General features: G+C 66.0%; 17 protein-coding genes. 8 read left to right on the top strand and 9 right to left on the bottom strand.

Annotation, left to right across the window (positions count from 1 at the left end):
- Positions 1–34: 34 nt before the first annotated feature.
- The 3 genes from J2X62_RS19165 (at position 35) to J2X62_RS19155 (ending at position 4,333) form a co-directional block, all read left to right on the top strand.
- Positions 35–1,231, top strand: a complete 1,197-nt coding sequence (locus J2X62_RS19165) for a DUF885 domain-containing protein (protein ID WP_310182617.1) — start codon at positions 35–37, stop codon at positions 1,229–1,231.
- 63 nt (positions 1,232–1,294) lie between these two features.
- Complete coding sequence (gene glyA / locus J2X62_RS19160; protein ID WP_027498141.1) at positions 1,295–2,578, top strand: serine hydroxymethyltransferase; 1,284 nt, start codon at positions 1,295–1,297, stop codon at positions 2,576–2,578.
- A 429-nt stretch (positions 2,579–3,007) separates the two neighbouring features.
- Positions 3,008–4,333: a PhoH family protein gene (locus J2X62_RS19155; protein ID WP_027498140.1), complete on the top strand. Its 1,326-nt coding sequence runs from the start codon at positions 3,008–3,010 to the stop codon at positions 4,331–4,333.
- A gap of 53 nt (positions 4,334–4,386) precedes the next feature.
- On the opposite strand, the gene J2X62_RS19150 is transcribed toward J2X62_RS19155, so the two are convergent.
- Complete coding sequence (locus tag J2X62_RS19150; protein WP_283548989.1) at positions 4,387–4,794, bottom strand: limonene-1,2-epoxide hydrolase family protein; 408 nt, start codon at positions 4,792–4,794, stop codon at positions 4,387–4,389.
- Positions 4,791–6,383 carry a serine hydrolase gene (locus J2X62_RS19145; protein ID WP_310182784.1) on the bottom strand — a complete coding sequence of 531 codons (1,593 nt, stop codon included), beginning with the start codon at positions 6,381–6,383 and terminating at the stop codon, positions 4,791–4,793. The genes J2X62_RS19150 and J2X62_RS19145 overlap by 4 nt, the downstream gene beginning before the upstream one ends.
- 129 nt (positions 6,384–6,512) lie before the next feature.
- On the opposite strand from J2X62_RS19145, the gene J2X62_RS19140 reads away from it, so the two are divergent.
- The gene (locus tag J2X62_RS19140) at positions 6,513–7,370 is read left to right on the top strand and encodes an acyl-ACP desaturase (RefSeq protein WP_032365327.1); all 858 of its coding nucleotides are present in this window, start codon (positions 6,513–6,515) and stop codon (positions 7,368–7,370) included.
- Positions 7,371–7,523: 153 nt separating this feature from the next.
- Here J2X62_RS19140 and J2X62_RS19135 read toward each other — a convergent pair whose 3' ends face one another.
- Positions 7,524–8,927, bottom strand: a complete 1,404-nt coding sequence (locus J2X62_RS19135; protein WP_027498136.1) for a class II fumarate hydratase — start codon at positions 8,925–8,927, stop codon at positions 7,524–7,526.
- A gap of 32 nt (positions 8,928–8,959) precedes the next feature.
- Complete coding sequence (glpX, locus tag J2X62_RS19130) at positions 8,960–10,000, bottom strand: class II fructose-bisphosphatase (protein ID WP_027498135.1); 1,041 nt, start codon at positions 9,998–10,000, stop codon at positions 8,960–8,962.
- Positions 10,001–10,135: 135 nt separating this feature from the next.
- Between glpX and J2X62_RS19125 the strand changes: the two genes are divergently transcribed.
- Positions 10,136–10,705 (top strand): DUF4245 domain-containing protein, encoded by a 570-nt coding sequence (locus tag J2X62_RS19125; protein ID WP_027498134.1) that lies wholly within the window; start codon positions 10,136–10,138, stop codon positions 10,703–10,705.
- Here the strand turns inward: J2X62_RS19125 and J2X62_RS19120 are convergent.
- The 3 genes from J2X62_RS19120 to J2X62_RS19110 are packed head-to-tail and all read right to left on the bottom strand — an operon-like array spanning position 10,702 to position 12,832.
- The gene (locus J2X62_RS19120; protein WP_027498133.1) at positions 10,702–10,926 is read right to left on the bottom strand and encodes an exodeoxyribonuclease VII small subunit; all 225 of its coding nucleotides are present in this window, start codon (positions 10,924–10,926) and stop codon (positions 10,702–10,704) included. The two genes, J2X62_RS19125 and J2X62_RS19120, sit on opposite strands and share 4 nt — an antisense overlap.
- A gap of 29 nt (positions 10,927–10,955) precedes the next feature.
- Positions 10,956–12,218, bottom strand: a complete 1,263-nt coding sequence (gene xseA / locus J2X62_RS19115; RefSeq protein WP_310182604.1) for an exodeoxyribonuclease VII large subunit — start codon at positions 12,216–12,218, stop codon at positions 10,956–10,958.
- Entirely contained in the window at positions 12,215–12,832 is a 618-nt protein-coding gene (locus J2X62_RS19110) for a lipid droplet-associated protein (protein ID WP_222058112.1), read from the bottom strand. The genes xseA and J2X62_RS19110 overlap by 4 nt, the downstream gene beginning before the upstream one ends.
- 96 nt (positions 12,833–12,928) lie before the next feature.
- Between J2X62_RS19110 and J2X62_RS19105 the strand changes: the two genes are divergently transcribed.
- The gene (locus tag J2X62_RS19105) at positions 12,929–13,936 is read left to right on the top strand and encodes a 4-hydroxy-3-methylbut-2-enyl diphosphate reductase (protein WP_027498130.1); all 1,008 of its coding nucleotides are present in this window, start codon (positions 12,929–12,931) and stop codon (positions 13,934–13,936) included.
- A gap of 30 nt (positions 13,937–13,966) precedes the next feature.
- On the opposite strand, the gene J2X62_RS19100 is transcribed toward J2X62_RS19105, so the two are convergent.
- Both J2X62_RS19100 and J2X62_RS19095 read right to left on the bottom strand, forming a co-directional pair.
- Positions 13,967–15,073, bottom strand: a complete 1,107-nt coding sequence (locus J2X62_RS19100; RefSeq protein WP_179274086.1) for a DUF6542 domain-containing protein — start codon at positions 15,071–15,073, stop codon at positions 13,967–13,969.
- 20 nt (positions 15,074–15,093) lie between these two features.
- On the bottom strand, positions 15,094–16,260 hold the full coding sequence (locus J2X62_RS19095; protein ID WP_310182601.1) for a DNA recombination protein RmuC: 1,167 nt from the start codon (positions 16,258–16,260) through the stop codon (positions 15,094–15,096).
- 123 nt (positions 16,261–16,383) lie between these two features.
- On the opposite strand from J2X62_RS19095, the gene J2X62_RS19090 reads away from it, so the two are divergent.
- Positions 16,384–17,574, top strand: coding sequence for an exonuclease SbcCD subunit D (locus tag J2X62_RS19090; protein ID WP_094692918.1), 1,191 nt, complete (start codon positions 16,384–16,386; stop codon positions 17,572–17,574).
- Positions 17,571–20,591: an SMC family ATPase gene (locus J2X62_RS19085; protein ID WP_310182598.1), complete on the top strand. Its 3,021-nt coding sequence runs from the start codon at positions 17,571–17,573 to the stop codon at positions 20,589–20,591. The genes J2X62_RS19090 and J2X62_RS19085 overlap by 4 nt, the downstream gene beginning before the upstream one ends.
- Positions 20,592–20,593: the final 2 nt, after the last annotated feature.

The following is a 20,593-nucleotide window of genomic DNA, read 5'->3' as shown; positions in this document are numbered from 1 at the left end:
CGGGCGGGGTCGTTCGCCGTACTAGGGTTCGGATATGGATGCTGCTTCCCTGGTTCGCGAATACCTGTTGCTGGGCCTGAGTTTCGACCGACTCGAAGACGGTTTCGTCGACGCGTACACCGGTGATCCCGAACTGCGTCGAATCACCGAGAACGCCCCGGTGCCGGAGCCGCGTGAGCTCGTCCGTCGAGCGCAGACACTGCGCGCCGAGCTCGGCAACGTCGAACTGACAGCGGAACGCCGGACGTTTCTCGACGTCCACCTGCGGGCGTTGGAATGCTCCGCGCGCAAGTTCGCAGGCGAGAACATCGGCTTCGTCGACGAGGTCCACGCCTACTTCGACGTTCGAATCGCACCGGGGGATCAGGACCAGTACCTGCAGGCGCATCGCAAGATGGACGAGGTGCTCCCCGGACCCGGCTCGCTGAGCGAACGGTTGATCGCCCACCGCCGCGCCGACGTCATTCCAGCGGATCGACTGCAGGACTGCGTCGAGGCGTTCTCGTCCGCGCTGCGCGACCGTGTCCGCGCCGAATACTCGTTGCCCGAGAACGAGAAGGTGACGTACGAGGTAGTCGGCGACAAGCCGTGGTCCGGCTTCAACTACTACCTCGGCAACTTTCAGTCCACCGTCGCGATCAACTCAGACATCGAACAGCAGATGGCCAACCTGCCCCACCTGATCGCGCACGAGTCCTACCCCGGCCACCACACCGAGCACTGCCGCAAGGAGACGGGGCTCGTCGGTGCAGGACAACTCGAGCAGACATTGTTCGTGGTCAACACCCCGCAGTGCCTGATGGCCGAGGGGCTCGCCGACCACGCTCTCGGGGCGATCGTCGGCGAAGGCTGGGGCGCATGGGCGCAGGAAATCTACGCCGACCTCGGACTGCGATTCGACGGCGACAAGGCCGAGCGACTCTCGGCGGCGTCGAGCCAACTGCTGGGGGTTCGCCAGGACGCCGCTCTGTTGCTGCACGATCAGCACAGGAGCGAGGACGATGTGGCCGCCTACCTGGAGCGATGGTCACTTGCCTCGCCGCAGCGCGCACGGCACAGTCTGCGCTTTCTGTCCTCGCCGCTGTGGCGGGCGTACATCAGTACCTACGTCGAGGGCTACAAGCTTCTCGCCGGCTGGTTGGACCAGGGTGAGACCGCCAGTGAGCGGGCACAGCTGTTCGGCAGACTGCTCGACGAGCCACTGACACCGGGCGCAGTACGCGTCTCGTAAACTGGCCCAGGTCCGTTGTTTATTGATGCCCCCTTACTCTGCTGTCCCTTGGAGACTCCTGTTATGACTGACGTCAACAACCTGTCACTGGCCGAGCTCGATCCCGAGGTCGCCGCGGCGATGGCAGGTGAACTGGGACGTCAGCGCGACACCCTCGAGATGATCGCCTCGGAGAACTTCGTGCCCCGCGCGGTTCTGCAGGCCCAGGGCAGCGTCCTGACCAACAAGTACGCCGAGGGCTACCCCGGACGCCGCTACTACGGCGGCTGCGAGCACGTCGACATCGTCGAGGACCTCGCCCGCAATCGGGCCAAGGAACTCTTCGGTGCCGAGTTCGCCAACGTGCAGCCGCACGCCGGTGCGCAGGCCAACGCCGCGGTACTGATGGCACTGATCAACCCGGGCGACAAGATCATGGGCCTCGACCTGGCCCACGGCGGCCACCTCACCCACGGCATGAAGCTCAACTTCTCGGGCAAGCTCTACGAGGTCGAGTCCTACGGGGTGTCGAAAGAAGATCACCGCATCGACATGGACGAGGTGCGCAAGCAGGCCATCGCCGCCAAGCCCCAGGTGCTGATCGCCGGCTGGTCGGCCTACCCGCGCCACCAGGACTTCGCTGCGTTCCGTTCCATCGCCGACGAAGTGGGCGCACTGCTCTGGGTCGACATGGCACACTTCGCCGGACTGGTCGCCGCAGGCGTGCACCCCTCACCCGTGCCCTACGCAGACGTCGTGTCCTCCACGGTGCACAAGACCCTCGGCGGACCCCGCTCCGGCATCATCCTCGCCAAGAAGGAATGGGCCAAGAAGCTCAACTCCGCCGTGTTCCCCGGCCAGCAGGGTGGGCCGCTGATGCACGCCATCGCCGCGAAGGCCGTCGCCTTCAAGATCGCTGCGACGCCGGAGTTCAAGGAACGTCAGGAACGCACCCTCCTCGGCGCGTCGCTGCTCGCCGAGCGCCTCACCGGTGCCGACGTCGCCGACAAGGGCGTCTCCGTCCTCACCGGCGGTACCGACGTGCACCTCGTCCTCGTCGACCTCCGCAACTCCGAGCTCGACGGCCAGCAGGCAGAAGACCTCTTGCACGAGGTCGGCATCACCGTGAACCGCAACGCCGTGCCATTCGACCCACGCCCGCCCATGGTCACCTCCGGCCTGCGCATCGGCACCGGGGCACTCGCCACCCGCGGATTCGGCGAAGCCGAGTTCACCGAGGTCGCCGACATCATCGCAACTGCCCTGGCCACCGGGCAGGCCACCGACGCCCTGAAAGAACGCGTCGTGAAACTGGCACAGAGCAAGCCGCTGTACGAGGGCCTCGAAGACTGGGGATTGCTGGGCTGACCCTGGCTTTCCTGCCCACCCCGGTCGCGTCAATGGACCATTGCAGCGTTCGGACGTCTGCAGTGGTTCATTCACGCTGGCCCCCGGTCGGATCAATGTGGCTATCAGTCGATCTGAGTGCAACAAAGCCACATTGATCCGACGGGGGAGGGCGGTCTCGGCACCGAACGTCCCGCCGACCTGGGGCGAATCGGCCGTAACGCGTTGTTCACCGACACGCCAGACTTCCAGCGCGCCCCCAAGTAGTTTCGGCGGTACCGTCGGCAGTAACAGGCAGCGGGGAAGCTGCCTGTGCGGGAGGTTCTGATACGTGACTGAGCTAGTGAGCGCGAGAGGGCCGGTACCCGGTCCTCGTGTCACCTGACACATCGGACCCGACCGGCCGAGCGACAGAGTTTGCGCGGTGCCGCGCAAACGTAGGAGCCCCACGTGACCACTTCACGCTCCGTTTCCGCCCCTCTTCGGACATTCGTGCTCGATACCTCGGTCCTGCTGTCGGATCCGTGGGCAGTCATCCGGTTCGCCGAGCACAATGTGGTACTTCCGTTGATCGTGATCAGCGAGTTGGAGGGCAAACGCCACCATCACGAACTGGGATGGTTCGCGCGGGAATCCTTGCGCATGCTCGATGACCTTCGCGTAGAATTCGGCCGACTCGATCAGCCGGTCCCCATCGGAACATCCGGCGGCACACTGCAAGTCGAGCTCAATCACACCGATCCGTCGGTGCTTCCCGTCGGATTCCGTACCGACTCCAACGATTCTCGAATCCTCGCCTGCGCCCTGAATCTGGCGGCCGAGGGTAAAGATGTGGTGTTGGTCAGCAAGGATATCCCGCTGCGCGTCAAGGCCGGTGCAGTCGGGCTCCCCGCCGACGAGTACCACGCTCACGACGTCGTGCCGTCCGGATGGACCGGTATGACGGAGCTCGAGGTGCCCTCCGATGCCGTGGACACCCTGTTCAACGACGGTGTCATCGATCTCGTCGAGGCCCGAGACCTGCCGTGTCACACCGGAGTTCGACTGCTTGCCGGACGGCAGAGTGCGCTGGGGCGCGTCACGCCCGACAAGCAGCTTCAGCTCGTGCGCGGCGAGCGTGAGGCGTTCGGCCTGCACGGTCGTTCGGCGGAACAGCGTGTGGCGCTCGATCTTCTGCTCGACGAGAGCATCGGCATCGTCTCGCTCGGCGGCAAGGCCGGCACCGGTAAGTCCGCACTGGCTCTCACTGCCGGACTCGAGGCCGTCCTCGAACGTCGCTCACATCGGAAAGTTGTTGTCTTCCGGCCTCTATACGCCGTCGGTGGGCAGGAACTCGGCTACCTCCCCGGCAGTGAGAGTGAGAAGATGGGCCCGTGGGGCCAGGCTGTCTTCGACACCCTCGAAGGACTCGCGAGCCCCGAGGTGATGGAAGAAGTCATCGCCCGCGGAATGCTGGAAGTGTTGCCGCTGACGCACATTCGTGGCCGATCGCTCCACGATTCGTTCGTGATCGTCGACGAGGCGCAGTCACTCGAGCGCAATGTGCTGCTCACGGTCCTGTCACGACTGGGGTCGGGCTCACGCGTCGTGCTCACCCACGACGTCGCGCAACGAGACAACCTGCGGGTCGGACGACACGACGGCGTCGCTGCCGTCATCGAAAAGCTCAAGGGGCACCCGCTTTTCGCGCACATCACCCTCACTCGCAGTGAGCGTTCACCGATCGCTGCACTGGTGACCGAAATGCTCGAGGAATTCGGTCCGTCAGGGGCCTGACGCCCCTCGTGAGTGGAACTTCGTAGCCTGCTACGAAGTCCCACTCACATGGGTCACCGGCCGAGTGCAGCCCGTAGCACTCCTCGCACAACGCCTTTGACGAAATCGACGTTGTCGAAATAGTCGCGCCACACAGCTACTTTGCCGTCGCGCAGCTCGAATGTTCCGCACACCCAGAACTCGACACGAAGCCGACGCCAGATCAGGACGTCGGTGCGCTCGGTGAGCACGACATCTCCGTCGGCCGCGATGTTGTGCACGACGACGTCGAAGCCGTAACCCGGCTTGGCCAGCAGCGTCAGAAATCTGCCGACGTTCGAGATTCCGCGTACCTTCGGAAGCCCGACGTTGTGCCACACGATCTTCTCGTCGAGAAGGGCCAGCGCGCGATCGGTCTCGCGAAGCCTCAACGCGTCGAACAGGTTTTGCACGATATCGGTTGCTTGTCGGGTATCAGTCACTTGGTGAACCGTCCTAATCCATCGCCGTCGAAGAACTCGAGTGTGACCGTGTTCCCCTCGAATGTCGCCTGAGAAATCGTTCCGTCCGGTGCGTTCTCACCGGTCGGCTCGAACGCGAAGGTATCACCGTCCCAGTGCGACAACTCGTAGGAAGTCGAGTTCGGTCCGAGGGTCAACACCAGCCTCCCGTCGACCTCCGCGACGGTCGCCGGCCCCCAGTAGGCGTTCTGGTACACCCCGGTGTACGACGTGAGCGGTTGTGGCGCAGCGGCATTCGTCGGAGCGGTCTTTCCCGCGAGCTCGCCCTCCGGCTCGCTCATACCGGCGAAGGCATTCTTGTACAGCGTTCGCCAGTCCTCGCGTACCTCGCCGAACTGCACGAGGTCGGCGAACTCGGCCGTGACCGTTTCTGCGATGCCGAGTGGCGCGGCGTTGGTCAGTACGACGATGGCGACGTCGAGCGACGGGATCCAGAGAAAGTTCGTGCCCGCCCCGAGCGCGAACGCTCCGGAATGGCTGACGGTCGTGCGGCCGGCTGCACTGGTGGAGACGTTGAATCCGTACCCGTAGTAGCCCGCGCGCGAATCCGCCGTCGTCGACGGGCTCGAGACGATCTGCGCGCTGATGGCAGGAAGGAGGGCGTCGGGATCGACGATCTGCTTCCCGTCGTGGGCGCCGTCGGCGATGAGCATCGCCAGCCACCTGGCGAGATCGTTCACCGAGGAGCTGACGCCACCGGCCGGCGTCTGCGGATCGGGTTCGCGTTGGTATCGGGCCTGATACTCGCCGTCCACGAGGACGTGAGGTACCGCTCGGTCGGCGCGGCCGATGTAGTCGGAGAACGACGAGCTTGTCGAGGTCATGCCGAGCGGACCGTAGATCGTGTCCTCGCTGAGGGTGTCCCAGTCCTTGCCCGAGGCGGCAGCGACGGCCTCGGCCGCGGCTGTGATCCCGAAGTTGGTGTAGTGATACGTGGAACGGAACGGATCGAGGGGCACCTCCCGAAGGCGCTCGAGGATCTGTCTGCGGTCGTAGCCGAGGTCTTCGAGTAGATCGCCTTCGTGCTCGGGGAGTCCGCTTCGATGCGCGTAGAAGTCGCCGACCGTGATGTTCTGGGTCACCCACGGGTCGTCCAGCGCGAACCACGGCAGCTCGGAGACCACCGGCGTCGACCAGTCGATGACACCCGCTCCCACCTGTGACGCGACCACCGTCGCACCCACCGACTTGGACAGCGAGGCCAGCTGGAACACGGTGTCGCCGTCGATCGGGTCGTCCTTGACCATTTCGCGAACGCCGAAGCCTTTCGAGTAGACGACGTCCGAACCGTGCACGACGGCAATGGCCATACCCGGAATGTTCGACGACGCCATCAGCTCGTCGGCGATACCGTCGAGCTTGCCGACCGCATCGTCGACGCGACCGGCCGGAACGTCGACGCCGGCAACCTGGCCGGGCGACAGATCCTCGGTCGGCACCGGCTCGGACGCCGGTGGACTGTCTGCGGTGGGTGCGTCTTCGGAGCACCCGGCCAACAGAACCAGAGAGCACACGACAGAAAGACACAGAAAATTTCGACCCGACCGCATCATGAGGAGTCCTCACGTCGATGATTGGATGCACCTGAGGATAGACCCGCAACGACCTGGCGTTAGGAGAATTCACAGAGGTCAGGGGCGCGACGTCGGACGCTCGGCGGCAGGCGCTACGGTTACCGCATGTCTACGAACCTGTCCGACGGTGATCTGCTGGTCCGTTTGGAGCCCGCGGTCGAAGAGAATCTACGACGCCATATCGAGGCAGCGAGTGATTGGCACCCCCATGAGCTCGCGCCGTTCGACGACGGCAAGAACTTCGCGTTCCTCGGCGGCGAGGATTGGTCGCCCGAGCAGTCGCACCTGAGCGACGTCGAAATTCTGTCCGCCACGGTGGGCGTGTTGGTGGCCGACAACCTCCCCGCCTACCACCGGGAACTGGCCCACGCCCTCACCGGCCTCGGTGCCTGGTGGAAGTGGACGGGCCGCTGGACGTCGGAAGAGAACCGACAGTCGATCGTGCTGCGCAACTTCCTGGTGCTCACCCGCGCTGTCGATCCGGTCGCCCTCGAGCGAGTCCGGATGGAACACATGACACTCGGATTCGACGCGCCCAGCCAGCGGCTGCTCGACATCCTGGCGCACTTCGCCATCGAAGAAGCTGCCGCCGCCCTGCGTAACCGCAACACCATCGCTTTGGGCAAGGATCCGGTGCTGGCCACCATCCTCGGCAAAATTGCCGACGACGACGAGCTGCAGTCGGCATTCTTCGCCAGCATCCTCGACGAGGCATTCGCTGTCGTACCCGATCAGGCTGCGCGCGCAGTGGCCGACCGTATCAACGGCTTCAAGATCCCCGAGATCGAGCTTCCGGACCGCGGCAGCAGCATCGCCGCCCTCGCCGAAGCCGGCATCTACGACGCCGACCAGGAACGCGACAAGGTGTTCAAGCCGTTGCTCGCAGGCTGGAAGATCTTCGACCGCACCGATCTGGGTGAGGACGGCCTGAAGGCACGCGAAGAACTCGCGCACCTGGCCTGAGGTTTCGGCCCCTTTCGAAAGCGACCCGCCCCCGGTCGGATCAATGCGACTTTGTTGCAGTCAGAGTGACTGAAACCCACATTGATCCAACCGGGGGCGGGCGCGTTCAAGGGTGCAGCGGGTCCTGCGGGTCCGGCGGGTAGAGCAGCGAAACTAGTCCTTGACCTTCGCCATGGCGAGGACGTCGAGGCGCTTGTCCAGTTCTGCTTCGCTGAGCTTGTCGCCGATCAGTCCGCGGTCGATGACGGTCTGGCGGATGGTCTTCTTTTCTTTCAGTGCCTGCTTGGCGACTGCGGCCGCTTCCTCGTAGCCGATTGCGGAGTTCAGCGGCGTCACGATGGACGGCGAGGACTCGGCGAGGGTCTTGAGGTGCTCGACGTTGGCTTCGAGACCGACGACGCACTTGTCGGCGAAGAGCACCGAGACGTTGGCGAGCAACTTGAAGGATTCGAGTACGTTGCGGGCCATCATCGGGATGTACACGTTGAGCTCGAAGGCACCCGATGCGCCGCCGAAGGCCACTGCCGCGTCGTTACCGATGACCTGTGCGGCGACCTGGGTAACAGCCTCGGGGAGAACGGGATTGACCTTGCCGGGCATGATCGAGCTGCCGGGCTGCAGGTCGGGGAGTGCGATCTCGCCGAGTCCGGTGAGCGGTCCCGATCCCATCCAGCGAATGTCGTTGGCGATCTTGGTCAGTGACACTGCGATGGTGCGCAGTGCGCCGGATGCCTCGACCAGTCCGTCGCGAGCGGCCTGCGCCTCGAACGAATCCTTGGCAGCGGTGAGGGCGTCGATGCCCGTCGACTTCACCAGAGCAGCAACAACTTTCGGGCCGAAGCCGTCGGGTGCATTGAGGCCGGTGCCGACGGCGGTGCCGCCGATGGGCAGTTCACCCAGACGCGGCAGGGTGGCTTCGACGCGCTCGATGCCGGCCTCGATCTGCCGGGCGTAGCCGCCGAATTCCTGACCGAGAGTGACGGGGACGGCATCCATCAGGTGGGTGCGTCCGGACTTGACGACGTGCTTCCACTCGGTGGCCTTGGTCACCAGAGCCTCGTGCAGGTGCCGCAGCGCGGGCACCAGTGAGGTGACGGCTGCTTCGGTGGCGGCGACGTGCGTTGCCGTCGGGAACGTGTCGTTGGAGGACTGCGACATGTTCACGTGGTCGTTGGGGTGCACCTCGACGCCGTTGGCCTTGGCGATCGAAGCGATGACCTCGTTGGCGTTCATGTTGGAGCTGGTGCCCGAGCCGGTCTGGAAGACGTCGATCGGGAACTGATCGTCGTGCTTGCCCTCGGCGATCTCGTTGGCTGCCGCGATGATCGCGTCGGCCAATGCGCCGTCGAGCAGACCGAGATCCTTGTTGACCTGCGCGCAGGCTGCTTTGAGCAGGCCCATCGCGCGGATCTGGGTGCGCTCGAGCGGGCGGCCCGAGATGGGGAAATTCTCCACCGCACGCTGCGTCTGGGCGCGCCAGAGCGCGTCGATGGGGACGCGAACCTCTCCCATGGTGTCGTGTTCGATCCGGAACTGCTGTTCGTCTGTCTGCGTCATGAGCCTTACTTTGCCAGTCGTGGTTTCGGGGATCAGAAGGACGGTGCCTGGCCGGATTCGTCGGCGTCGAAGTCCACCGAGGAGTACTCGCGCAGCTTCTCGAGGCGGTGGTAGGCGTCGATCATGCGCACGGTGCCGGACTTCGAACGCATGACGATGGACTGGGTGTGGGCTCCGCCGCCCGCGTAGCGGACGCCGCGCAGCAGGTCGCCGTCGGTGACGCCGGTGGCGGTGAAGAAGACGTTCTCACCCGAGACGAGGTCCTTGGTGTCGAGGACGCGATCGAGGTCGTGGCCCGCGTCGATGGCCTTCTGCTTCTCGGTGTCGTCCGTGGGTGCCAGACGGCCCAGGATCGCGCCGTCCATGCAGCGCATCGCGGCGGCCGCGATGATGCCCTCGGGCGTTCCGCCGGTGCCGATGAGCATGTCGGTGCCGGAGTCGGGACGAGCGGCGGCGATGGCACCGGCGACGTCACCGTCGGAGATCAACCGGATGCGTGATCCGGCGTCGCGCACCTGCTGGATCAGTTCGGCATGCCTGGGGCGGTCGAGGATGCACACCGTCACGTCGGAGGCGGAACCCTTCTTGATCTTGGCGATGCGGGCGATGTTCTCGGCGACGGGGACGGTGATGTCGATGACGTCGGCGTAATCGGGTCCGACGGCGATCTTCTCCATGTAGAACACGGCCGAGGGATCGAACATCGCGCCGCGTTCGGCGACGGCCAGTACCGAGATGGCGTTGGGCATGCCCTTGGCCATCAGGGTGGTTCCGTCGACGGGGTCGACGGCGAAGTCCACCTCGGGTCCGTTTCCGTTGCCGACCTGCTCGCCGTTGTAGAGCATCGGCGCTTCGTCCTTCTCGCCTTCGCCGATGACGACGACGCCGCGCATGGAGACCGAGCTGACCAACTGACGCATCGCGTCGACGGCTGCTCCGTCGCCACCTTCCTTGTCGCCCCGACCGACCCAGCGACCCGAGGCGAGCGCACCGGCCTCGGTGACGCGGACGAGTTCGAGTGCGAGGTTGCGATCTGGCGCCATGGCGCGAGTGGACTCGGTGCTGGCCGTCATCGGTTTGTAGCCTCCTGGTTGGTGGGGTGTTACCCAGGCAGGATTATCTCACTTCTGTGATGCCCGCGGTGGGGTCGGGTCGACTGTGAGGTACGCGCCGACCGAGCACTGCCGCACAGAGGGGATACTGGAGATGTGGCAAACAGCAAACCTCGGATTCTCAACAACAACCGCGACATGGTCTGGTCGCTGATTCCGCTGGTCATTGCGTGTTTGTTGATCGCAGGCGTGGCCAGTCAGTGCTCGTTGAGCCCGGGTGGACCCAAGCAGGGACCCATTCCCAACTTCGACGTGAACTCGGCACTGCAGTACGACGCGGCCGAAATAGGGTTCCCGGTGCGCAATCCGGTCGTTCCCGAGGAATGGACGCCCAATTCGGGCAGCCGCGCGACCATTTCCGGTGACAGCGGTGGAGCGGCGTCGACTGTCGGATACATCACCGGATCGGGTGCGTACCTGCAACTGACTCAGACAGCCGCGTCCGAGGAACTGGTGGTGCCGTTCGTGGCCGGGGAGACGGTGTACGCGTCGGGCGCGCAGAACGTCTCGGGTCGAGACTGGGTCGTGTACGGCGAGGAAGGCTCGCGCACCTACTGGGTCTCGGACTTCGGTGACGTGCGAATCCTATTGGGCGGCACGGCGAACACCGAGGAATTCACCACTCTCGCGGCTGCGGTCGAGGCCACCGAACCGCTCGCGCCCTAGCTGTCGTTCTCGGTGCTCGCCAGCGCGGTCTCGATGCGCTTGCGTGCGCCCGCCAGTTGTTCTTCGCAGCGCGTCGCCAGTTGTTCGCCGCGCTCCCACAGAGCGAGGGATGCGTCGAGATCGAGCCCGCCCTGCTCGAGGATCTTCACCACGCCGACCAGCTCGTCGCGGGCTTCCTCGTAGCCCAGTTCGGACACCGGCTTGTCTTCGTTCTCGCTCATCGAATCTCCCTCTGTCTTTTCACTCGGCGTCATTTCACTCGGCCCATTACTGCTGCGGTGACGGCACCGTCGGCCACCCGCACCCTGATCTGTGTACCCGGCGGCGCGTCCTCGACCGAACGTAGTACCTCGGGATCTGCACCCGGCACCACCCGCTGTACGACGGCATAGCCCCGGGCAAGTGTGGCAGCAGGCCCCAGCGTCGACAGCCTCGCCCGCAGATGTTCGACGAGCGTGTCCTGGGTGGTCAGCTCGCGCTGCACGTCGCGTCGAGCAGCATCGGCGAGTCGCCGAACTTCCTCGCGACGCTGTTCGAGGGCCGCCAATGGATCGGCCAACACGGGTCGATGCCGCAGCATCTCCAGCCCGCGTGCCTCCCGTTCCACCCAATTGCGGAGCGCTGCAGCGCTTCTGGCCTTCAGCTCCGCGACCAACGCTTGTTCGGCGACGGCGTCGGGCACCACGAGCTTGGCGGCATCGGTGGGGGTGGCGGCGCGCAGATCGGCGACGTGATCGCTGAGGGGACTGTCGGGTTCGTGTCCGATGGCGCTGACGGTCGGCGTCGTCGCCCGTGAGATGGCTCGGCACAGTGCCTCGTCGGAGAACGGCAACAGGTCCTCGACGCTACCGCCGCCGCGGGCGAGAACGATGACGTCGACGCGCGGGTCGTCGTTCAGATCCTTCAACGCGTCCAGGATTGCCGGCACCGCTTGTGGACCCTGGACCGGAGTGTTCCGTACCTCGAATCGCACTGCGGGCCAACGCCTCTGCGCGACGGTGAGGACGTCCTTCTCGGCTGCGCTGGCGCGAGCGGTGATGAGCCCGATGGTGCCGGGCAGGAACGGCAGCGGACGCTTGAGCCGCGGGTCGAACAGTCCTTCGGCCGCCAGCAGAGCCCGGAGCCGTTCGATGCGGGCCAGTAGTTCGCCGACACCCACAGCGCGAATATCGGTGGCGCGCAGCGAAATGGTGCCGCGGCCGGTGAAGAACGACAGCTTGCCGTAGAGGATGACGCGCGCGCCTTCGGTCAGCGGAACGGGCGAACGATCCAGCAGCTGCGGCGAGCAGGTCACCGACAACGACATGTCCGCCGACGGATCACGCAGAGTCAGAAATGCCGTGCGCGTGCCGGGGCGGGCGCTGATCTGCGTCAGCTGCCCCTCGACCCAGATGCTGCCGAGTTTGTCGATCCACCCGGCGACCTTCATTGCAACGGTGCGCACCGGCCATGGTTGTTCGGCGGTGCTCGCACCGGATGGGGCGGGGCCGGACTGAGTGGGGGGAGTGCTCACTTCGCCTTGGCGGTGGTGATTCGGTTGGCGAGCATGGTCTGGAACGGTGCGCGAGCCGACGTCGCGTTCTCGTACTCGAGCAGGGTCTCCAGATCCTCGATGGACAGCGTGCGCAGCCGTGCGCGCAACTGAGCCAGGGCAAGAGTGTCGAAGTCGATCATCTCGACGATCTCGGGCTTCGTCGCAGACGCTGCGGGCTTCGCCGACGTGTCCTGCACCGGTTCGTCCAGCGGAGGCGTCGAGTACAGGGCGAATCGTCCGTTCGCGGCGATGGGCTCGGCCACCGGTGCGTCGGGAACATCGACATCATCGGTGACTGCTGCGGAGTCGAACCTCGACGTGGCCGGGAACGCGTCGTCGTCGTCCTCGTCGAAACTCGCCCACGACGGCTGCTCCTCGCGCGGAGTTCCGATCACCGGCAGAGCCGAAATGACCAGATCGCCCTTGATGGCGAGGGCTGTCACCTGCTGCTGCAGCCGCATGCCGCGCGCCAACGCCTCGCTGACGACGGTCATCGGCAACATCAACGCGGAACCGGGAAGCTTGCGGGCCTCTTCCACGACGGTCACGGCGACGCCTGCAGCCACCCGCGCCGCAAAGGGGAGTCGAGTCATGCACACCAGACTGCCCGAAGTCGTCGTCTTTGGGTAGCCGACAGGCCAGGGCCTGCGGAATGACCCGGTTGCTGCGATACACGTATCCTGGGAGGTATGTCTTCGGCCGTTCCTTTGAATCTTGGTATCGCACACTCCGCCGGCTCGCACACGACCGCGCATGCCGGGGGTAAGCGAGTGCTTCTCGCCGAGCCGCGCGGCTACTGCGCGGGCGTGGATCGCGCCGTCGAGACCGTCGAGAAGGCACTCGAACAGCACGGTGCGCCGGTGTACGTGCGCAAGGAGATCGTGCACAACAAGCACGTGGTCGAGACGCTGTCCGATCGCGGTGCGGTGTTCGTCGAGGAGACCGACGAGGTGCCCGAGGGTTCGCTGCTGGTGTTCTCGGCGCACGGTGTCTCGCCTGCGGTGCACACTTCTGCCGCCGAGCGGAACCTGCGGACGATCGACGCGACCTGCCCGCTGGTGACCAAGGTGCACCAGGAAGCCAAGCGGTTCGCCCGAGACGACTACGACATTCTGCTCATCGGCCACGAGGGCCACGAGGAGGTCGAGGGCACCGCGGGTGAGGCACCCGAGCACATCCAGCTCGTGGACGGCCCGGAGTCGGTGGACAGCGTCACGGTGCGCGACGAGAACAAAGTCATCTGGCTTTCGCAGACGACGCTGAGCGTCGACGAGACCATGATGACGGTCGCGAAGCTGCGGGAGCGCTTTCCGACCTTGCAGGATCCGCCGAGCGACGACATCTGCTACGCCACGCAGAACCGTCAGGTCGCGGTGAAGGCGATGGCACCGGAGTGCGATCTGGTGATCGTCGTCGGCTCGAAGAACTCGTCGAACTCGGTGCGTCTGGTCGAGGTCGCCCTCGGTGCCGGCGCACGGGCCAGCTACCTGGTGGACTACGCGAAAGAGATCGACCTGGCGTGGCTCGACGGCGTCGAGACCATCGGCATCACGTCGGGAGCGTCCGTGCCGGAGATCCTGGTTCAGGGCGTCATCGACCTGTTCGCCGAGCACGGATACGCGGACGTGCAGCCCGTCACCACCGCGAACGAGACCCTGGTCTTCTCCTTGCCCCGCGAGCTGCGCCCCGCACGCTGACCGGTCCATGACCGGCCGGTATCGGTGGGGTCAGTCGTCGGCGTGGCGGTCGCGGTACCGAACCTGCGGCACCGGATGCGGAGGAATGTCGTCACGGCGCACGTTCGGCGGCGCGTCGTTCACAACCGGTTCGACTGTGTGCCGAGCGCTGCTGGAGTACGGATCGACGGCGTCCCGCGGCGGCTGAACCCGAGGTGAACGCTCCCGGCGAGGTTCCGTCGAATACGGTGCCTCGGACGGCTGCGGCCGCGATGGGCGCGCTACGCCGGGTGGGGGCGTGCGATCCTGCGGGTACTGGGCGTGGGAGCGGGAGGGCCGCTGGTACTCGGGCTGCGGACTCGCCTGACGTGCGTATCCGGGCGTCGCCCCGGGGGTTGTTGCCGACCGTCGTGGCGCGGCACCGGAGTCGGTTGCGGCGCGAGAGGTTCCTCGGCGGCCCACGTACGGCTCGGGCACGATGTCGGTGGCCTCGACCGCGGACACGTCGTCACGGTCCGCCGCAGCTCGACGGCTACGTGCGCGTGACGGACGATCTTCCTGTGCTCGCCGCTGTGCCCGGGTGAGTGTGTCGTCCTCGGAGGTCGGGCTCCGGCGAGCGGAGTCTCCGGCCTTGGTGCTTCGACGAGGGGCGTCTTCCGGTTTCGTGCGACGCCGAGCGGTGTCGGCGGTCTTCGTGCTGCGTCGAACTGCGGGCGCGTGCGTGTTCTGCCGCTTCAGCACGATGCGTACGGCACCGAGGCCGACGGCCACGAGGGTGCCGAGCAGCATCAGCGGAAATCGGTTGACCAGCGGAATCGCCACGTTCAGGATGATGTCCTTGAGGCTGGTGCCCGCGTTGTCGGTGAAGTACTGGTACGACAGCGGCACTGCCACGAACAGAATCAACGGGGCTTGGACCATCGCGGTGAACAGGCCGCGGTAGCGGACCAGCAATACCGCCGCGATGCAGCCGAGGATGTAGAGGAACGCGAACGCACCGGTCAGCTCGGTTCCACGCGCGGCGTCGATGAGAAACCCGAGAAAGGCCAGCCCTGCGGCGATCGCAACGGCACCCCACGCTGGTACGCCGGGCAGGGTCGCGAGGATGGATCGGTGATCCAGCGGTACCCCGGATCGGGCACGTTGGGAGGTAGACACCCCTCGAGGTTAGCCGTAGTTCAGCCCACTGCATCGCTGACATGACCGAAGTCGTGCCGGTAGCGGGACGAATCGGACAGCTTGGGACGCTCGTCCACGCGTGAAATCTCCACCGGTTCGGCATCGAACAGCTCGAGCTCGTGCAGCTTGCGTGCGGTGACACCCACCCTGCTGTCGACCGACCCGACGGTGGAGTTGAAGGACTCCACGGCCTTGCCGAGGTGGGCTCCGAGCTTGTCGAGATGTGTCGAGACGATTCCGATGCGGCCGTACAGTTCGCGGCCCAGCTGGTGGATCCGCGCAGCGTCCTCGGCGATCGACTCCTGCTTCCAGGTGTACGCGACGGTGCGCAGCAGAGCGACCAGAGTGGTCGGGGTGGCAAGAATCACGTTCCGGCCGAAGGCGTACTCCAGCAGGCTCGTATCCGACGTCAGCGCGGCGTCGAGAAACGGGTCGCCGGGAACGAACAGGACGACGAACTCCGGCGTCGGCTCGAATGCCTCCCAGTAGGCCTTGTCTGCCAGTTGATCGATGTGGGTGCGCAACTGCTTGGCGTGGCGGCGCAGATGCTTGTCGCGAGCACCGGGTTCTTCGTCCTGCGCGGCGTCGAGGTAGGCCGCGAACGGCACCTTGGCGTCGACGACGATCTGCCGATCGCCGGCGAGGCGAACGATCATGTCGGGTCGAAAGCCGTCCTTGCTCACCTGAGTGTCGAAGTCGCAGTGCTTGACCATTCCGGCGAGTTCGACGACCCGTTCGAGCTGGATCTCGCCCCACCGACCTCGGATCTGCGGTGCGCGCAGCGCGGTGACCAGTTGTCCGGTCTGCATGGAGAGCTGCATCGACGCGCGATGCATTCCGGTGACCTGTTCCGACAGCCCCGCGTACGCCCTGATGCGGTGGTGCTCGACTTCTCGCACGTGCTCGGCCAGGGCGTCGACGGCGTCGTGCAGTGGCTCCACCAGATGGGACACCTGTTGGCCGATGACCGTCGAATTGCGCCGCGCGGAATCCTCGTTCACCGCGCTCAGCGACTGGCGTAGCAGCGCCTCGTTCTGGCGTAGAGCCGCCAGCTGTGCCTCCGCTCGTACGGCCCGATCACCCACCCGAGAGGCATGCAACAGCCACCCCACCACGCCGCCGATGGCGAGGGCGACGAGCAGGCCGAGCGCGGTGAGAATGTTCATGGTGCCGATGATGCAGCACGCCACCGACAAGTTCGGGCGAGACGAGCTGTGGGTCGATGCTCACGCCCGACAGGCCGACGAGCCTCGAATAGTTTGTCGGTGGTTGCCGATAGCGTCGTGGACATGAGAATCCTGCACACCTCGGACTGGCACGTAGGTCGCACCTTTCACGGTGTCGACCTGTTGGCCGATCAGGGCGCAGTGCTCGAGTCCATCGCGGAACTGGTTGCCGCACAGTCGATCGACGTGGTCGTCGTCCCGGGTGACATCTACGACCGCGCCGTGCCGAGCGCGGATGCCGTAGTGGTGTGCAATCGCGGACTCGAAGCGATCAGAGCCGCCGGAGCCGTCATCGTCGCGACGTCGGGTAACCACGATTCACCCGCTCGGTTGGGTGCCGGAGCTGCGTTCGCCTCGGCCGGTGGACTGCATCTGATGACCAAGGTCGGCAACGTCGCGACCCCGGTGGTCGTCGACGACGAGCACGGATCGGTTGCGTTCTACGGCATTCCGTACCTCGAGCCCGAGACCACCCGAGTCGAACTCGACGTTCCGGCGGCACGGACGCACGCCGAGGTGCTCGATGCTGCCATGGACCTGGTGCGCGCCGACCTCGCAGCGAGAGACGAAGCAGGGCAACATGTTCGGTCCGTCGTCCTCGCGCATGCGTTCATCGTCGGCGGCGAAGCGACAGGTTCGGAGCGATCGATTTCGTCCGGGGGAATCGAAACCGCACCGGCATCGGCATTCGACGGCGTCGACTACGTGGCCCTGGGTCATCTGCATTCTCCGCAGACACTCACCGAGCGGGTCCGCTACTCCGGCTCCCCGTTGCCCTACTCGTTCGGCGAACGCTCGCACCGTAAGGCCGTGTGGATTCTCGAACTCGACGCCGACGGGCTCGGCAGCGTCGATCGAGTGGACTTACCGGTGGTTCGCGGTCTCGCCCGCATCGAGGGCACGGTCGAGGAATTGACCACTCACGCAGCCTTTTCCGAATACGAGGACCACTACGTCTCGGCGGTGCTGACCGACGAGGTACGTCCCGTCGATGCAATGCGGTTGCTGCAACAGCGTTTTCGGCACGCGATCCATCTCGAGTGGCGTCGACCCGAAGACGACGGGGGGCTTCGGTATCGCGATCGTGTCCGCGGCCGCAGCGACCTCGAGATCGCGACGTCGTTCCTGACGGACATGCGTAGCGCGCCCACCGCAGCCGAGTCCGCACTCTTCGAGCGCGCACTTGCTTCCGTGCAGCGCGAGGCCGAATCCACGCGCACACCGGCGAGCACCGTCGACCGCGGCGCTGCATGAGGCTGCACTCACTCGAGATCACCGCCTTCGGTCCCTTCGCGGGAACGGAGACGGTCGATTTCGACGCGCTGGGGGCCGACGGGTTGTTTCTGTTGCACGGTCAGACCGGAGCCGGGAAGACGACAGTGCTCGACGCCGTTGCCTTTGCGCTCTACGGCACCGTTCCCGGAGCGCGGCGGGAGGGCAAGAGGCTGCTGTCCGACCACGCCGCGAGAGGTGCCGTCCCGCAGGTGACCCTCGAAGCAACGCTCGGTGGGCGACGAATCAGGATCGTGCGCAGTCCGGAGTTTCTGCGCCCCAAGCTCAGGACTGCCGGCACCACCAAGCAGCATGCCAAGGCGAGTCTCACGTGGCTCGATGGGCGTGGGCAGAACCTGACGCGGCTCAACGAGATCGGCGACGCGGTCAACGGGTTGCTCGGAATGAGTGCCGATCAGTTCTTTCAAGTGGTGTTGTTGCCGCAGGGCGAGTTCGCGAAGTTTCTGCGAGCAGACAGCGACGAGCGCGGAAACCTACTCGAAAGACTCTTCGACACAGGCAGATTCGGCGACGTGGAGGAGTGGTTCGCCGAGCGGCGTCGAGAATTGGCCGCCGGTCTTGCCGACGCCGACCAGGCCATCGACATCATGCTGGGCAGAGTGTCCCAGGCCGCGGGCGTACCCGAGCCGTCCACCGACGACGCCGCGCCCGGTGAGCAGGCCCAGGATCCCCTCGAATGGGCGGCACGGGTTCTGGACGGTGCACGGCAGAACAGAACTCTCGCCCAGGGTCGTGCGGTGCTGGTCGACGCGGCGGCCGGGCGTGCGTCCGCCGCGCTGGCCGAGGCCACCAGCGCCCTGGACCTGCAGCGCCGACGCGCCATCGCCGAAGAGCAACTCGCGCAGTACCGGGACGGCGAAGCCGCCCGAGCAGCGCGACGCGCGGAACTGGCCGACTCTGCTGCTGCGGGTCCCATCGCCGACGCTGTCGCCGATCTGCGCCTTGCCGCCACCACCGCAGATGCGGCCACCACAGCGCTGACCGCCGCGGAACAGGCACTGCCGACGTCCGCAGAGGGCAGGCGCTTCCACGACGCACTGCAGTGGCCGCCGCTACGAACCGATCCGGCCGACGAGCGAGCAGTGGTTGCCGAGTTCGTACGAGCATGGACCACCGATGTCGCACGGCTGCAGTCGCTGCTCGGAACAGCCCGTGAGGCCGACCGGCTGGACGCCGAGCTCGCAGAACAGCGCAGACAGCGTGCCGAGACCGTTGCTGCCATCGAACGCACGACGACGAAACAGGCGACACTTCCCGAGACCCTCGCCGCTGTGGAAGCGCGGGTGGCCCGCGCAGCCGCGGCCGCTGCCGAGCTTCCGGGACTGGACGAGCGGTGCGCCCGCGCTCAGGCGGCCGCTGAGTCGGCCCTCGAATTGGTGCGGACCCGAGCTGTTCTCGTCGAGGCAGAACGCGTCAGGGACCGTGCTGCAACCGCGCGCAACAGCGCCTGGGAACACTTGCTCGAGCTGCGCGAACGCCGCATCGACGGCATGGCCGCAGAGCTGGCTGCCCGCCTCGAGCCCGGTGCGCCGTGTGTCGTATGCGGGTCGGCCGAACACCCGAATCCGGCGGCTGCCGCGACGTCGACGGTCACGAAAGCGCAGGAGGACAAGGCCGCTGCCGCGGAGCGAAAGTGCGCTGCCGAGCTGGAACGGTCGATCGCGGCCGTCGCCGACGCCAGTCGTGCGGTCGATCTGCTGCACGACCGGACGGGCGGAGCCTCCGCCGCGGAGCTTGCTCACACCCTCGATGCGGCGACGACTGCCGTCCGAGACGCCCGAGCGAGGGCCGCCGACCTCGACCCGGCGACGACCGAGCTGCGCCGGCTGCGCGCCGAGTCGGATGCGCTGGCGGTCACGCTGCAGGATCTCGTCGCCAGGCGCAGCGCGCTGGACGAACGCATCGCAGCCACCGAGCGATCGGTGGCGCAGATGCGAGCGTCGGTAGCCGAGGAAATTGCCGAAGGCGCATCGTTGACCGAGCGAATTGCCCAGTGCGAGAAGCTGATCGACGGTGCCCGCCGACTGCAGGAAGCGCGAATCGCCTGGCTCGACGCCAGCGAGCAGCACGCCGCGCTGCGCGGCGAACTGGATCGACGGGTATCGGCATCGAACTTCGATTCCGCCGATGCAGCAGCAGATGCCGTTCTCACCGAAGACCGCGTCGAGCAGATCGAGACCGAACTTCGTCTCGCGGAGGAGCGTCGGGCACACGCCGAACACGTGCTGCTCGAACCCGGCATTGTCGCCCAGAGCGGGCAACCGCCGATCGACCTGGATCCGCTGCGTGCCCGGTTCGCCGAACTGGACGGCGAGGCGAAGATTGCCGCGGGGGAGGTGGCCGAGTGTCGCCGACGCGCGGACGAGCTCGAGCGGTTAGTCGCCGAACTGTTCGTGGCGGCTGCGGCCATCGCGCCGCAACGCGCCGAGTTCGACGAGCTCGCCAACTTGGCGGATGTGGTCGCCGGGCGTGGGCAGAATGCACGCAAGATGTCGCTGCGGTCCTACGTGCTTGCGTCCCGTCTCGAGGACGTCGCAGAGTCGGCATCGGCACGCTTGCGTCGGATGTCCTCGGGTCGATACGAATTCGTGCACTCCGACGAGGCCGGCGTTCGCGGAAAGCGGGGTGGACTCGGTCTCGACATCCGCGACGACTACACCGGTGTGGTGCGTTCGGCCAAGACGTTGTCGGGCGGTGAGGCGTTTCTGGCGTCGCTCTCGCTCGCGCTGGGTCTCGCCGATGTCGTGGCCGCCGAATCCGGCGGGGTCGTTCTCGACACCATGTTCATCGACGAGGGGTTCGGCACGCTGGATGCGGACACGCTGGAATCGGTGATGGCCGTGCTCGACGAATTACGTGCGGGCGGCCGCGTCGTCGGAGTCGTCAGTCACGTCGACGAAATGCGTCAGCGCATTCCGAGCCGCCTCTACGTCAAGCGTGGACGCGCGGGCTCGACATTGCAGGTCGTTGCGTCCTGATC

This window comes from Rhodococcus sp. 3258, assembly GCF_031456475.1.
Taxonomy (GTDB): Bacteria; Actinomycetota; Actinomycetes; order Mycobacteriales; family Mycobacteriaceae; genus Rhodococcoides; species Rhodococcoides fascians.
Note: the sequence above shows the minus strand (reverse complement) of the source record. Positions and strands in the feature narration are given on the sequence as shown.